This window comes from Proteus sp. fly-1089 (genome assembly GCF_040138965.1).
In the GTDB taxonomy this organism is placed as follows: domain Bacteria; phylum Pseudomonadota; class Gammaproteobacteria; order Enterobacterales; family Enterobacteriaceae; genus Proteus; species Proteus vulgaris_B.
In genome coordinates, this window is the sequence record NZ_JBEETS010000001.1 from 1,093,568 (window position 1) to 1,108,246 (window position 14,679).

The window sequence follows — 14,679 nt, forward strand, 5'->3', positions numbered from 1 at the left end:
TTCCCTAAGTTTTACAGTATTCCCGCTGTTAACAGCGCTTTCTCGACAATTTGCTGACCTGATGATGTCAACGGAGTCATAGGTAAGCGCAATGTGGCGTCTTCAATCAATCCAATACGTTGACACGCCCATTTAGCTGGGATTGGATTAGGTTCAACAAATAACTGATGATGCAAGTCCATCAGCCGTCGATTAAGTTCACGTGCTTTTGCAAACTCACCCGCATTTGCTAATCGACATAATTCTACCATCTCTGACGCAGCAACGTTAGCAGTAACCGAAATAACACCATGGCCGCCAAGTTGCATAAAGTCTAATGATGATGCGTCATCTCCGCTTAATAAGATAAAACTATCATCATTAACCAACTCTTGGATTTGACTAACCCTACTTAAGTTCCCTGTCGCCTCTTTAATTGCCACAATATTATCCAACTTGGCTAAACGTGCAACTGTTACTGGCAATAAATCGCATCCCGTGCGTCCTGGCACATTATACAGGATTTGTGGTAGTGCGGTGCTTTCAGAAATCGCTTTAAAGTGCTGATACAAGCCTTCTTGTGAAGGTTTATTATAATATGGCGTCACACTTAAACAACCTGCAATACCTTTGTTTTCAAATTGTTGTGTAAACCAAACAGCTTCAGATGTTGCATTAGCACCCGTACCTGCAATCACAGGAATACGTCCATCTGCCATATCTAATGTCATTAAAACAACATCAACATGTTCGTCATGACTTAATGTTGCAGACTCACCAGTTGTACCGACAGAAACAATGGCAGCACTGCCTGCATTAACATGATAGTCAACTAATTTACGTAAACTAACCCGGTCAACATTGCCTTTTGCGTCCATTGGTGTAACCAATGCCACCATACTGCCTGTAAAATTAAATTCGTTATTCACCATAATCATTGCTCCGAGATAGACGTATACTCAATGGTACTCATTCATTGCTCTATTGAAAACTACTTAACTCTAGGTTTCTAATGAAATTTGCTAATATTCTTTGATATGAATTAAAGAGATATAATAATTGAAGATAGTGAGCAAGGGATCTTGGCAGAAATCAAAATTTGTGTTTACCTGTTAAGAATAAACTGAAAGTCAAAAGGAACCTCATTTTGCCCATACCTGATAAACATTTTCTCGTCATTACTGCATTAGGCGCTGATCGCCCAGGTATTGTTGATACCATTACACAATTAGTCAGCCAATGTGGATGTAATATCGAGGACAGCCGACTTGCGATGTTTGGTCAAGAGTTTACGTTTATCATGCTACTCTCAGGTGGCTGGAACGCTATCGCACAGCTAGAAGCGTTGTTGCCGATTAAAAGTGCGGAACTTGATTTATTGACCGTCATGAAAAGAACCAAAAATGGGGCTCCCATTACCTATCCTTCAACCATTGCAGCGAAGGTTGATATTGAAGATGCGCCCGGTATTGTAGAACGCTTTACTAATTTGTTTAGCCAGCATAATTTTAATCTTGCTGAATTAATTTCTAAAACGCACCCGTCAGAAGATGGCACACCTGCCCGTTTAGAAATACAAATCACGGCGCATAACCCATTAGATGATCACGGTCTTGTTATTAATGAGAAATTCAATCAGTTATGTACAGAGCTAAATGCTCAAGGCACAATAAGTATCGTAAATAGTCTGATGATGAAACAGTAAAAAATGGAGAATGACCAAATGAACCCATTAAAAGCCGGTGAAAAGGCGCCTCAATTCAGTCTGCCCGACCAAGATGGAGAAATAATTAATTTATCTGATTTCGCTGGTCAACGCGTGCTCGTTTATTTTTATCCTAAAGCAATGACACCAGGCTGTACGACACAAGCTTGTGGCTTACGTGATGAAATGGATACATTAAAAAAGGCCAAAGTCGAAGTATTGGGTATTAGCACAGATAAATCAGAAAAACTTTCCCGTTTCGCTGAAAAAGAGATGTTAAACTTCACATTACTTTCAGATGAAGATCATAAAGTTGCAGAAGAATTTGGTATTTGGGGAGAAAAGCAATTTATGGGAAAAACTTACGATGGTATTCATCGTACTTCTTTCTTAATTGATAAAAATGGCGTTATTGAACACGTTTTTGATAGCTTTAAAACGACTAATCACCATCAAATCGTTCTCGAGTATCTCGCCCAGCATCCGTAAATAAATACCTATATTGATTAGACAACAGACAGTTTTCACTGTCTGTTTTTTTGCTAACTCAATACTATCTTTAACTTTTCTTTATATTTTGCTCATTTGCAATTTCATCGGGTAATGCATGCAATACTGCTTTTATCAATGTTGCTAATGGGATAGCGAAGAAAACTCCCCAAAATCCCCACATACCACCAAATATAATCACGGATAAGATAATAACTAAAGGATGCATGTTTACTGCTTCAGAGTACAAAATCGGTACTAATAAGTTGCTATCTAATCCTTGAACAACAAGATAAGCGATAAATAACGCCCAAAAATCAGAGCCTAATCCCCATTGAGAAAGTGCAATAACAATCACAGGGATCGTCGCTAAAACAGCACCAACATAAGGCACTAAAACAGAGATACCAACAATAACAGCAAGCAGTACGGAATAACGTAGATCGAAGAAGGCAAAAACAAAATAAGTAAAGATGCCAACAATAACCATTTCTGTCACTTTACCGCGAATATAGTTGGTTATTTGCTGATTCACTTCAATCCAAACTTGTGCTGCCAGTATTCTATTTTTTGGTAACACACGACGTACGGCATTAAGCATTTGTTGCTTATCTTTAAGCAAAAAGAACGTCATTAAAGGAACAAGAATAAGATAAATAGAAAGTGTGATAACGCCAATTAATGAAGCTAAAGACACCTTTAAGACAGATTCAGCGACTGTTGAGAACTTACTACGTAAGTTTTCTGCCATCATATCAACAATACCCGCATCCATTAATGCGGGGAAACGATCAGGCAATTCATGTGCAAATGCATTGAACTTGTTGATCATATTTGGGATATCAGAAACTAGCGTCATCCCTTGTTGCCAAACTGTGGGTGCTAAAATCAAAATAACGATGGCACTAATACCAACAAAGAGTGTCAGAATGATTGATACCGCCAATATACGAGCGCATCCTAATTTCTCAAGTAAATGAGTTGGCCACTCTAAAAGATAGGCAAGTACAATTGCCACTAACAAAGGAGCGAGTATGCCACTGAAGAAGTACAGAATTAAAAAGCCTGCAATTAAGATAACTACAAGGGCGATAACTTGTGGATCAGCAAATCGGCGTTTGTACCATTGAACAAGCAAGTCCAGCATGAAAATAAAGATCCTTTATAATAATCAGAACAATAGAGTTATACGCATTCATTCATATAAACAATAATATTTTGACAGATTTTACGTTAGGTTTTGCTATCATACACATTAATTATTAATTTTTCGTTAAGATAGCCATCAGGATATAGTTGTATGAAACTCAGACTTAAAAAACCATTAGTCGCGCTTCTTGTTTCTGCGTTGCTATCAACATCAGTATTGCCAACACATGCTGCGATTGATATTGAAGACTCTTTGCCTGATATGGGAACCACTGCAGGTTCAACGCTAAGTATTAACCAAGAAATTGCTATGGGAGATTACTATACTCGCCAACTGCGAAATAGTGCACCATTAGTTTTTGACCCTCTGCTTTCTAACTACATTAATAATTTGGGGCAAAAGCTGGTTTCTAATGCTAGCTCAGTCAAAACACCCTTTCATTTTTACTTAGTCAATAATCCCAATATTAACGCCTTCGCTTATTTTGGGGGAAACATTGTTTTACATTCCGCACTCTTTCGCTATAGCCGAAATGAAAGTGAGTTAGCCTCTGTTATGGCTCACGAAATCACGCATGTTACTCAGCGTCATTTAGCACGAATGCTGGAAGACCAAGCAAAAACAACCCCTCTTGCACTTGCTGGGGTATTAGGTTCTATCCTGATATTTATGGCAAATCCCAATGCAGGTCTTGCAACCTTTACGGGAAGTTTAGCGGGGATGCAGCAGAATATGATCACGTTTACGCAAATGAACGAGCAAGAGGCTGATCGTATTGGAATTCAAACACTCTATCGAGCCGGATTTGACCCCAAAGGAATGCCTGATTTTATGCAAATTCTTGCTGATCAAGTTCGCTATAGTTCTAAACCGCCTGAAATGTTATTAACACACCCCTTACCGGATAGCCGATTATCTGATGCAAGAAGCCGAGCTAGCCAATATCCGGCACGCCAACTTCCTCAGTCAGCAGATTTTCTGTTCGCTAAAATGCGTGTGTTAGCCATGCTAAATAAAAATCCCACTGCGGATAATGCATTTCAAACCACGCTTGATCAGTTTAAGCAAGGTACTGCGATTGAAAAATTAGCCGCTAATTATGCGCAAATACTCATTTACTCTCGTGATCGTAAATTTGATGACGCAAGAAAATTACTCACTCCAATGTTAGAAAAAGAACCTAATAATATTTGGCTTATCGATGCAATGACAGATATCGATTTAGAGCAAAATCGGGCAAGTGATGCTGTCGCAAGATTGCAATTGGCATTAAAACAAAACCCTAATAACAACGTTATTATTGCCAACTTGGCTAATTCTTATATACATAATAAACAATATAACGAAGCTAATCGTCTGCTTTATCGTTATACCTTTGATAATCCAAATGATCCTATTGGCTGGCAGTTAATGGCAGAAAACTCAGCTAAACAAGGTGATAGAGCCCATGAATTAGCGGCTTATGCTGAAGATTTAGCACTCCGAGGTGACTTTGAAACAGCGATCCGTTATTTAGGTGATGCAAGCAGACAAGTTAAACTGGGCAGTAACGACCAAGCACGCTTTGATGCGCGTATTGACCAGTTAAGAAAAATACAGCAAAGAGACAGTCAATTTAAATAAGGGACAACATGACCAAGAAAGTGACGATTTATCACAATCCACGCTGTTCAAAAAGCCGTGAAACCTTACATTTATTAGAAGAAATGCAAATAACCCCTGAGATTAATCTCTACTTAGACACAGCGCCTTCAGTAACAGAACTTAAAACACTTCTTAAAGCGCTAGGGTTTGATGATGCAAGAAAATTAATGCGTACAAAAGAAGAGATCTATAAAACACTCAAACTTGCTGACGAAACATCGCAAGATGCGTTAATTCAAGCAATGCATGAAAATCCTAAGCTTATTGAGCGCCCTATTGTGGTTGTTGGAAATAAAGCCCGTTTAGGCCGCCCACCTGAGCAAGTGAAAGAGTTATTTAGCTAAGAACAGGAAAATTTAGCTAGGATCAGAAAATTAAAGCCTATACTTCACGATACATGAGATAGGCTTTATTCTTTATGTTTTATCATTAATACCGCAACCGTTTACTCTCTTTTCCCCATTTAGGCATAAATCACTAAATGTTATTAAATTGTGAACGCAACAATTAATAAAGTGTTCTTTATTCCCTCAACAGAAAAAAATTAATCTCTTTTTGCTTTCAAAAAAATTCATCTCAGTTTCATATTTTTTATGGCTAATAAATCGTCATTTTTTGGATAGTCTATCAAGATCACACTATCCCGCTATAGGTCACCTTAAAAAGAAAAAAATAATCATGTGTTTCATTTATATTGTGACTCAAGTCTCTTTACACAAATGCGTTCCTACATATCATAGACATCAGAAAATATGATAGCAGAGTTGATAAACACTAAATTCTCGCCACTCTATTTTTTCATTATCATCCAAGAAAGAAATTAACAAAAAAAATACATTTTAAACAGCACTGCAATACAGCAATAATCTTTCAATTTGTTATTTACTCTATCTCTTCTTTAGTTGTTAACTTTTAATTTGATGACAATTAATCGGTGTGAAATGAAGTTATAGATGTATATGAAATAAACAACGTTATAGCCAACATTATGGGCAATTAAAACTAACCAATCATCATTATGGTGTCGGGTGATTGCTAGGCTAATAGGAAAACAGATGAATATCGTACTTAGATTAAAACTTGTCTCATTCCTCCAGTTCTTTATATGGGGATCTTGGCTGGTAACATTTGCCTCGTATCTCTTTGGAGAACTGCATTTTAAAGGTAGTGATGTTGGGCTTATTTTCAGTGCTCTTGGGCTTGCCTCACTTATCGCACCTGTCATCATGGGATTTATTGCAGATAAAATAAATAACCGCAAATTAGTATTTATTACCCTGCATATTTTTTCTGCATTAGCATTAGTGTTGATGTCGCAAATGACGACTGTCACTACATTATTTTTTGCTACCTTGTTGCATTTATTGTTCTTTATGCCAAGTATTTCAATGGCAAACAGCATCATCTTTGAACTGTTAGAGCAAAAACATTTAGAACCTAACAACTACTTTCCAAAGATCCGCGTTTACGGCACAGTTGGTTTTATCGCGGCCATGTGGGTTATTAGTTTCTTAGGTTTAGGTAATAGCTATCATCAACTCTTTGTGGCTGCAATTGCTTCTATTATTCTCGCTGTTTTTGCCATGTTCTTACCTGCAACAAAAGCAGTTGATAAAAATGAAGCTAAAACAGAAGAAGTGGCATTTAGTCTTTCTAATATTTTGCAAGTTTTCAAAAAGAGAAACGTAGTTGTTTTCTTATTCTTTGCAACACTATTAGGATCTGTTCTGCAAATTACGAATACTTTTGGTGTACCATTCCTGCAAGATATTGCAGCATTACCAAACGCCGATGATTCATTCTTTGCACGTTATCCTTCTGTATTTTTATCTATTTCACAAATTTCAGAAGTCGTCTTTATTTTATTCCTACCTCTGTTACTAAAACGAGTAAGAATCGAAACTATTGTTTTATTTAGTATGATTGCTTGGATTTTACGTTTCGGTTTCTTTGCTTACGGCGATTACACATCATTAGGACAAATCGTCTTATTATTATCAATGATTGTGTATGGTTGTGCTTTCGACTTCTTTAATATTTCAGGTTCACTGTTCTTAGAAAAAGAGATCCCATTACAATATCGTTCAACTGCACAAGGTATGTTTATGACCTTAGTGAACGGTTTTGGTACTTATTTAGGTGCAATGTTAAGTGGCTGGGTCATTGACTTATACACCACAAATGGTGCCGTTGACTGGAAATCATTCTGGTTAATTTTCACAGGATACACGGTTGCAATTACTGCACTTTATCTGATTTTCTTACTGGTACCTCAGAAGAAAACTAAAGTAGTAGAAGCACACTAATTATTTAACCCTCCTCCTTTATTGTTTGTATTTCTCACCGCTTGCCTTTTATAAAGACAAGCGGTTTTTTTATAGTTTTTAATACAAAAAATCACCATTAAAAATAACGAAAAATCATTACTTTTAATTGGTTTAATTTAAACAATAGAGGAAAATTTGTGTTATTCACCTCACCTAATTTGATGAGGGATAATATTGAGGTAAAAGCTACAGTTTAAGAATATCTTTCACGAAGGGAATGGTGAGTTTTCGTTGAGCTACAATAGAAGCATGATCAAGTTCATCAAGCATTTCAAAGAGTGTCCGCATTTTTCTATCAAGGCGCTTTAACACAAAGCGACCTACATCTTCAGGTAACTCAAAACCACGAAGCTTTGCCCTTAATTGTAATGCTTGAATTTTTTCTTCATCGCTTAATGGCTGCAAACGATAAATTTGCCCCCAATCTAGCCGAGACGCAAGATCAGGAAGTTGTAATTCGATTTGGCGAGGTGGTCTATCCCCAGTAATTAATAAACAAGTTCGACCATGCTCTAAAACGCGATTATAAAGATTAAATAAGGCAAGCTCCCACTCTTCATCACCTGCAATACATTGAACATTATCGATACAAACTAATGATAGATGCTCCATGCCTTCAAGGACATCGGGAACAAAATAGGCTCGTTTATCAAGTGGAACATAGCCAACGGCATCACCTTTTAATGAAAGTTCAGCGCATGCAGCATGTAATAGATGGCTTTTTCCACCCCCGTCGCGGGACCAGAAATAGATATAACTGCCATGGGATTGATGAATGGCGGTTTGAATTGCCGCGACTAACGACGCGTTTTCCCCTGCATAAAAGCTATCGAATGTCTCATCATCGGGCAGAGATAGTGGTAATGATAGCTGTGACGGCGTATTCAGAAGCACCTCACCTGAATAGTTTAATAAACGTGGTGATTCTAACACAAATTCTCACAAGGTCAGAACCAATATTAAAAAAGCACATGATACTGATTAAGATAACAGCAAGATTTGCGTGATCGCTTATTTTATGAACTCTTCATGCTTCAAGTTGCCCTATCATTGACTTTGTTTATTTACACGAGTTGCCAAGCTATACCTCAAATTATTTAGCATAAAATTAAAAAAGTATTCTTTGTTTAATTAATATTTTTATTATCTGAATTTTAATTTCGCAACATCATTACCTGAAGGTTGCTGATAAATATCAAGCTTAAAATATTTAGCTGATGCATTTATATACTCAAAAATTTCAGATTGTGTTTCTTCATATTCAACCCATGTTGTCGCTCTGGTAAAACAGTATAACTCTACGGGTAATCCCATGGGGGTTGGTGGCATTGTTCTTATCACTAAATACATATCAGGCCTAACATCACCACGCATTTTTATCCAATTTAGCATGTACTTTCTAAATAGCTGTAAATTGGTGACCCCTTTTGTTTCTAGCCACACATTAATATCGCCAATCTCTTCTTCTTTGCCTTCAAGCATAGCTTCTATGCTTTTACGAAGAGGAACTGTATTTTTTAATTCAAGGACTAATTCTTCCGTTGCAAATGAAATCGAAGATTGGTCAATATAAAAGCTACGTTTAATCCGACGTCCTCCAGATGAAAACATCGGTTGCCAGTTAGTGTATTTTTCCGTCAAAAAATCTTTGGTTGGAATACGTGAAATCGTATTATCCCAATTACGGACTGTGATAGTGTGTAATGCGATATCAATCACCTCACCACTGATATTACTACTTGGAAGTTCTATCCAATCATAAAGCTTTAAGACTTTACCGTTAGAAATAAGAATATTGGCAACAAATGAGATAAGAGTATGTTGAAAAACAAACATTAATACCGCAGCAATGGCACCAAAACTTGAGATAATAATAAGTGGTGATTGTTCAGTAAAAAGTGCAATGATCAAAATAAAAGAAATTATCCAAACGACGATTTTGGCAATTTCAATATAACCTTTAATGGAATTGTTCCGATGCCACGCCTTTTTTGCATGCCTAATGTTAAAAATATCGAGAGCATTATTAAGCAATGAGGCAATATTGATAATAATAAAAGCTCGAGCAACCGTCTCAAAGATAACATTCATCTCATGAGAAAAAGAAGGTAGTAGCTGATTAATATAAAGAACTAATGTTACTGCAACTATAGAGGCACTCTTTTTAGCAATGTCTTCTATCGTCTCTTCATCTGAAAGTTCAGTAAATAAAAAAAGTAATCGCTTTGCAATTCGGCGGAAAATCATCTTGGCGAAAAACCATACCACCAGCAACACAACAACTAAGAATATTGTGGTAAATATTTGCTTTGATGTTATGAAATCATAAATTTCAATGAGTTTTTCCATAAATTACGTTATACCTTTTTTGAGTCTTTCCCAACCTTAAAACGAATGTCACTTAAACAGTAACTAAATGCCTATTTCGCATAAGAACAGACATCCATTGTCTCATTTATTTTATTTAAATAAACATCATGATTGAATTATTGATGCTTTTCTAAGTTTTAAACACTCAAAAAATCAAATATCTTAGTTTTTAATTTTAACATAAAAACAGGGTGCAATAAAAAAGACGGATATAATCCGCCTTTTTCGTTAACTTCAACATATCACTTATTTTTTATTTGCAGTACCACTGACTGATTCAATCGTGTTATCTACAAATTCTGATTCAGGTCGAACAACACTGACTAATTTAAAGATTAAGCTTAAAACAATACCCACAACTGTTGCTAAAGCCATGCCTTTTAATTCAGCTGCACCAATGTGAATTGAAGCGCCACTCACACCAACAATCAGAATAATGGCAGTTAATATCAAGTTTTGCGGTTTGTTGTAATCCACTTTTGAATCTAACAAGACACGAATACCTGATGCACCAATGACACCATAAAGCAATAAAGATACTCCTCCCATCACTGGAACAGGAACAGCAGCAATAGCGGCGGCTAATTTACCTACACAGGATAATAAGATTGCAAATATTGCCGCGCCACCAATAACCCATGAGCTATAGACTTTGGTAATTGCCATAACACCAATATTTTCACCATATGTGGTATTTGGCGTTGAACCAAAGAAACCCGAAATTATGGTAGAGAAACCGTTTGCGAACATAGAACGATGTAAACCTGGATTTTTCATTAAATCGCGTTGCACAATATTTGCTGTAACAACAAGGTGACCAACGTGTTCAGCAATAACCACTAATGCCGCAGGCAGAATAATGAAGATTGCACTCCATTCAAAACGTGGTGAATAGAATGTCGGTAATGCAAACCAATTAGCTTCTTTAATAGGCGTAACATCAACAGCCCCTAAGAAGAAAGAAAGCGCATAACCTGCTAATACCCCTATAAGAATAGGAATAATTGCAAGGAATCCTCTAAACATCACTGAACCTAAAATAGTGACACCTAAAGTGACCATAGAGATAAGCAATGTTTGATTATCTACTGGTGCATCTGCACTTGGTAATAAACCCGCCATTCCTGCCGCGGTTCCTGCTAACTCTAACCCAATAACGGCAACGATTGCGCCCATTGCCGCAGGTGGAAACATCACATTAATCCAGCCTCGCCCTGCTATTTTTACAATACCTGCCACAAGACAAAATAACACGCCACAAACGATGAATCCCCCAAGTGCTAATTCATACCCTAATGGTAACAACAAAAGCACTGGTGAGATAAACGCAAAACTTGAACCTAGATAAGCAGGAATGCGTCCTTTACAAATAAAGAGATAAAGCAGGGTTCCGATCCCGTTAAATAACAATATTGTTGCCGGATTAACTTTAAATAATATTGGCACAAGTACGGTAGCGCCAAACATTGCAAACAGATGCTGAAGGCTCAACGGAATTGTTTGTAATAATGGTGGGCGCTCTTCTACCCCGATTGCACGACGAGTCATGCTTACGACCTCTCTTTAATATGAATGTGAAATTGGTTTGTATTTTTAACTTTATACTCGTCTTATTTTAAGTCGCCATGTTGCTGTCTAGGCCCACTCGCACTAGTCATCTAACTGCACCTTAAATATGTAGAGTATAGAAAAAATAAATGGTCCAAAAAAAAGCCGACTATCAAAGTCGGCTTAATTATTATTTTGTACCAAATATCTTATCACCAGCATCGCCAAGACCTGGAACGATGTACCCATGCTCATTAAGATGGCTATCAACCGATGCAGTATATAACTCCACATCTGGATGAGCTTCTTCTAATGCCTTAATACCTTCTGGAGCAGCAACCAGTACTAATACTTTAATTGAAGTACAGCCCGCATTTTTTAATAAATCAATTGTGGCAATCATAGAGCCGCCTGTTGCTAACATAGGGTCAACAACAAGAGCCATACGCTCTTCAATATTGGATGCTAATTTCTGGAAGTAAGGGACGGGTTTTAAGGTTTCTTCATCGCGGTAAACGCCAACTACACTGATTCGGGCACTAGGAATATTTTCTAATACTCCATCCATCATCCCGATACCTGCACGGAGGATAGGAACTACTGTGATTTTTTTTCCTTTAATCTGTTCTATCTCTACCGGACCACACCAACCTTCAATTGTTACCGTCTCTGTTGCTAAATCGGCGGTAGCTTCATACGTCAGTAGACTGGAAACTTCTGAAGCCAGTTCACGAAAGCGCTTAGTGCTTATATCATGATCTCGCATCAGCCCCAATTTATGTTGAATGAGTGGGTGTTTTACCTCAACGATCTTCATAATTTCTCCTAATGTACGACGCAGCCTGACAAAAAAATCGCGAGATTATACCGCTTTTTTGCCAACATTCCATCGTTTTTCTATTGATATTGATCAAGCGCACAGCTTTTAACCACACCAACATGAATAATTGTGACCTAGAAAGAAGATCCTCGCAAACGTTTGCTTTGCCTGTTAGAATAGCGCCCGCACACATTTTTTCTTAACAGCAACTTGCCGTGAGGGCTCTACGTGACTAACAAATCCTCTCTCAGCTATAAAGATGCCGGTGTCGATATTGATGCAGGTAATGCTTTAGTCGATCGTATCAAAGGTGTAGTAAAAGAAACTCGCCGTCCTGAAGTTATGGGGGGTTTAGGTGGTTTTGGTGCACTATGTGCAATTCCATCTAAATACCGCGAACCTATTTTAGTTTCAGGCACCGATGGTGTGGGTACAAAACTCCGCCTTGCGATGGATTTAAATCGCCATGATGACATCGGTATTGATTTAGTCGCAATGTGTGTCAACGATTTAATTGTTCAAGGCGCCGAACCCCTTTTCTTCCTTGACTACTATGCCACAGGAAAATTAGATGTCGATACCGCTGCTCGTGTTGTAACAGGTATTGCTGAAGGTTGTAAACAATCAGGCTGTTCATTAGTGGGTGGTGAAACAGCAGAAATGCCCGGCATGTATCATGGCAATGATTATGATATCGCAGGCTTTTGTGTCGGCGTGGTTGAAAAATCAGAGATTATTGATGGCAGTAAAGTTAAAACAGGTGATGCATTAATTGCTTTAGCATCCAGCGGCCCTCATTCTAATGGTTATTCATTAGTCAGAAAAATTCTTGAAGTCAGCAATACACAAGCTGATAACACATCATTAGGTGAAAAATCACTTGCCGATCACCTATTAGCGCCTACACGTATTTACGTGAAATCACTGCTGTCATTAATTGAGAATGTTGATATTCATGCAGTTGCACATATTACAGGTGGCGGTTTCTGGGAGAATATTCCTCGCGTACTACCTGAAAATACGCAAGCTCGTATCGAAAGTCACAGTTGGGAATGGCCTATAGTCTTCAAGTGGTTACAAGAAGCGGGACAAGTTAGCACACATGAAATGTACCGCACCTTTAACTGTGGTGTCGGACTATTAATTGCGGTTAATCCAGATGATGTTGAAAAAACATTAGCACACCTTGCAGAATGTGGTGAAAATGCATGGCTTATCGGTGAAATTGCGCCACAAGCCTCAGGTGAAGCACAAGTCATTATTAACTAATGAAAACATGTGAATGAAAAATATCGTTGTCCTTATTTCAGGAAACGGCAGCAACCTACAGGCGATTATTGACGCCTGTAGGGCAAATAAAATCACAGGTAATGTGGTTGCTGTCTTTAGCAATAAAGCGGATGCTTATGGCCTCGAACGTGCAAAACAGGCTGATATTCCAGCCTATTTTGTTGATCCATCCCAATTTAATGATAGAGCTGATTACGATAAAGCGCTAATCGAAAAAATTGATGTTTATCAGCCTGATATCGTGGTTTTAGCAGGCTTTATGCGTATTCTATCACCTAATTTTGTCACTCATTATCAGCATAAATTATTAAATATTCACCCTTCTTTGCTTCCTAAATATCCAGGGTTGCATACTCATCGCCAAGTTTTAGCAAATAAAGAGTCTTTTCATGGCGTTACCGTCCATTTTGTTACCGAAGAACTTGATGGTGGCCCAATGATTCTTCAGGCACGTATTCCTGTTTTGCCGGATGACACTGAACAATCATTACAAGCTAGAATACAAATAGAAGAGTATCGTATCTACCCATTAGCAATCAGCTGGTTAGCTGAAGACCGATTGACTATGAAGAATAATCAAGCTTTCCTTGATGATATTGCGTTGTTCGGCAGCCTTGATTAACTATTTCGTTTAAGCTAAAAAGTCACATTGTGCTACACTGTAGCCCGCGTGACTTTTTTTGTGTCACCCTTTTCTCTTTTTTATTCAATGCATTCACCGAGGTGCTTATGTCCGGTGGTAGGAAAGTTCCACCTATAAAATTACGTCCTCTCGAACGAGAAGATCTCTCTTTTGTCCATCAACTTGATAACAATGCCAGTGTTATGCGCTATTGGTTTGAAGAGCCTTATGAGGCTTTTATTGAGTTAAGTGACTTATATGAAAAACATATTCACGACCAAAGTGAACGCCGTTTTATTGCTGAAAGTGAAGGCACTAAAGTGGGACTTGTCGAGTTGGTTGAAATTGATTATGTTCATCGTCGTGCCGAATTCCAAATTATCATTGCACCTGCACATCAAGGTCATGGCTATGCAGCACGAGCAGCAAAATTAGCGATGGATTATGCTTTTTCTGTACTTAATTTATACAAACTCTATTTAATCGTTGATAAAGAGAATGCTAAAGCGATTCATATTTATGAAAAGCTTGGCTTTAAAAAAGAAGGTGATTTAATAGATGAGTTTTTTGTTAACGGTGCCTATCGTTCTGCAATTAGAATGTGTACATTCCAAGCACCTTATTTTGAGCAAAAAGCCAAAGAAGCAAAACCCGAAAATTTTGTCAAACCGGGTGCGACTATTAAGCAACATGTCTGATTTATTCAGATATTAAGATTTAACTTTAACCCTAGTT

14 protein-coding genes are annotated in these 14,679 nt (G+C 37.7%); 8 read left to right on the plus strand and 6 right to left on the minus strand.

The window, feature by feature from the left end; translation table 11 throughout:
• Positions 1-11: 11 nt before the first annotated feature.
• Positions 12-911: a 4-hydroxy-tetrahydrodipicolinate synthase gene (gene dapA / locus ABN080_RS05115; protein ID WP_023581903.1), complete on the minus strand. Its 900-nt coding sequence runs from the start codon at positions 909-911 to the stop codon at positions 12-14.
• 215 nt (positions 912-1,126) lie between these two features.
• Between dapA and ABN080_RS05120 the strand changes: the two genes are divergently transcribed.
• Positions 1,127-1,684, plus strand: a complete 558-nt coding sequence (locus ABN080_RS05120; protein WP_072068422.1) for a glycine cleavage system transcriptional repressor — start codon at positions 1,127-1,129, stop codon at positions 1,682-1,684.
• Between the two features lie 18 nt (positions 1,685-1,702).
• Positions 1,703-2,173 carry a thioredoxin-dependent thiol peroxidase gene (gene bcp, locus ABN080_RS05125; RefSeq protein WP_072068424.1) on the plus strand — a complete coding sequence of 157 codons (471 nt, stop codon included), beginning with the start codon at positions 1,703-1,705 and terminating at the stop codon, positions 2,171-2,173.
• Between the two features lie 70 nt (positions 2,174-2,243).
• On the opposite strand, the gene ABN080_RS05130 is transcribed toward bcp, so the two are convergent.
• Entirely contained in the window at positions 2,244-3,320 is a 1,077-nt protein-coding gene (locus ABN080_RS05130; protein ID WP_349440528.1) for an AI-2E family transporter, read from the minus strand.
• A gap of 153 nt (positions 3,321-3,473) precedes the next feature.
• Here ABN080_RS05130 and bepA point away from each other — a divergent pair, with 153 nt between their 5' ends.
• From bepA to ABN080_RS05145, 3 genes are all read left to right on the plus strand, one after another.
• Complete coding sequence (gene bepA, locus ABN080_RS05135) at positions 3,474-4,946, plus strand: beta-barrel assembly-enhancing protease (RefSeq protein ID WP_349440529.1); 1,473 nt, start codon at positions 3,474-3,476, stop codon at positions 4,944-4,946.
• 8 nt (positions 4,947-4,954) lie between these two features.
• Complete coding sequence (gene arsC, locus ABN080_RS05140) at positions 4,955-5,311, plus strand: arsenate reductase (glutaredoxin) (protein ID WP_349440530.1); 357 nt, start codon at positions 4,955-4,957, stop codon at positions 5,309-5,311.
• A gap of 711 nt (positions 5,312-6,022) precedes the next feature.
• Positions 6,023-7,273 (plus strand): MFS transporter, encoded by a 1,251-nt coding sequence (locus ABN080_RS05145; protein WP_109407721.1) that lies wholly within the window; start codon positions 6,023-6,025, stop codon positions 7,271-7,273.
• A 207-nt stretch (positions 7,274-7,480) separates the two neighbouring features.
• Here ABN080_RS05145 and hda read toward each other — a convergent pair whose 3' ends face one another.
• The 4 genes from hda to upp form a co-directional block, all read right to left on the minus strand.
• Positions 7,481-8,188 (minus strand): DnaA inactivator Hda, encoded by a 708-nt coding sequence (gene hda, locus ABN080_RS05150; protein ID WP_036938961.1) that lies wholly within the window; start codon positions 8,186-8,188, stop codon positions 7,481-7,483.
• Between the two features lie 249 nt (positions 8,189-8,437).
• On the minus strand, positions 8,438-9,643 hold the full coding sequence (locus ABN080_RS05155) for a mechanosensitive ion channel family protein (protein WP_349440531.1): 1,206 nt from the start codon (positions 9,641-9,643) through the stop codon (positions 8,438-8,440).
• A 267-nt stretch (positions 9,644-9,910) separates the two neighbouring features.
• Entirely contained in the window at positions 9,911-11,212 is a 1,302-nt protein-coding gene (gene uraA / locus ABN080_RS05160; RefSeq protein ID WP_109407723.1) for a uracil permease, read from the minus strand.
• A gap of 190 nt (positions 11,213-11,402) precedes the next feature.
• Positions 11,403-12,029, minus strand: coding sequence for a uracil phosphoribosyltransferase (gene upp / locus ABN080_RS05165; protein ID WP_072068431.1), 627 nt, complete (start codon positions 12,027-12,029; stop codon positions 11,403-11,405).
• Positions 12,030-12,260: 231 nt separating this feature from the next.
• Between upp and purM the strand changes: the two genes are divergently transcribed.
• The 3 genes from purM (at position 12,261) to speG (ending at position 14,642) form a co-directional block, all read left to right on the plus strand.
• A complete protein-coding gene (gene purM / locus ABN080_RS05170) occupies positions 12,261-13,301 on the plus strand; it encodes a phosphoribosylformylglycinamidine cyclo-ligase (protein WP_349440532.1) in 1,041 nt (346 codons plus the stop codon).
• A 13-nt stretch (positions 13,302-13,314) separates the two neighbouring features.
• Positions 13,315-13,944: a phosphoribosylglycinamide formyltransferase gene (gene purN / locus ABN080_RS05175; protein ID WP_349440533.1), complete on the plus strand. Its 630-nt coding sequence runs from the start codon at positions 13,315-13,317 to the stop codon at positions 13,942-13,944.
• Positions 13,945-14,051: 107 nt separating this feature from the next.
• The gene (gene speG, locus ABN080_RS05180) at positions 14,052-14,642 is read left to right on the plus strand and encodes a spermidine N1-acetyltransferase (protein ID WP_072068434.1); all 591 of its coding nucleotides are present in this window, start codon (positions 14,052-14,054) and stop codon (positions 14,640-14,642) included.
• Positions 14,643-14,679 lie beyond the last annotated feature (37 nt).

Coding starts and splice junctions, on each gene's coding strand:
- dapA (WP_023581903.1), bottom strand. CDS start 911: ATGGTGAATAACGAATTTAATTTTACAGGCAGTATGGTGGCATTGGTT.
- bcp (WP_072068424.1), top strand. CDS start 1,703: ATGAACCCATTAAAAGCCGGTGAAAAGGCGCCTCAATTCAGTCTGCCC.
- ABN080_RS05130 (WP_349440528.1), bottom strand. CDS start 3,320: ATGCTGGACTTGCTTGTTCAATGGTACAAACGCCGATTTGCTGATCCA.
- bepA (WP_349440529.1), top strand. CDS start 3,474: ATGAAACTCAGACTTAAAAAACCATTAGTCGCGCTTCTTGTTTCTGCG.
- arsC (WP_349440530.1), top strand. CDS start 4,955: ATGACCAAGAAAGTGACGATTTATCACAATCCACGCTGTTCAAAAAGC.
- ABN080_RS05145 (WP_109407721.1), top strand. CDS start 6,023: ATGAATATCGTACTTAGATTAAAACTTGTCTCATTCCTCCAGTTCTTT.
- ABN080_RS05155 (WP_349440531.1), bottom strand. CDS start 9,643: ATGGAAAAACTCATTGAAATTTATGATTTCATAACATCAAAGCAAATA.
- uraA (WP_109407723.1), bottom strand. CDS start 11,212: ATGACTCGTCGTGCAATCGGGGTAGAAGAGCGCCCACCATTATTACAA.
- upp (WP_072068431.1), bottom strand. CDS start 12,029: ATGAAGATCGTTGAGGTAAAACACCCACTCATTCAACATAAATTGGGG.
- purN (WP_349440533.1), top strand. CDS start 13,315: ATGAAAAATATCGTTGTCCTTATTTCAGGAAACGGCAGCAACCTACAG.
- speG (WP_072068434.1), top strand. CDS start 14,052: ATGTCCGGTGGTAGGAAAGTTCCACCTATAAAATTACGTCCTCTCGAA.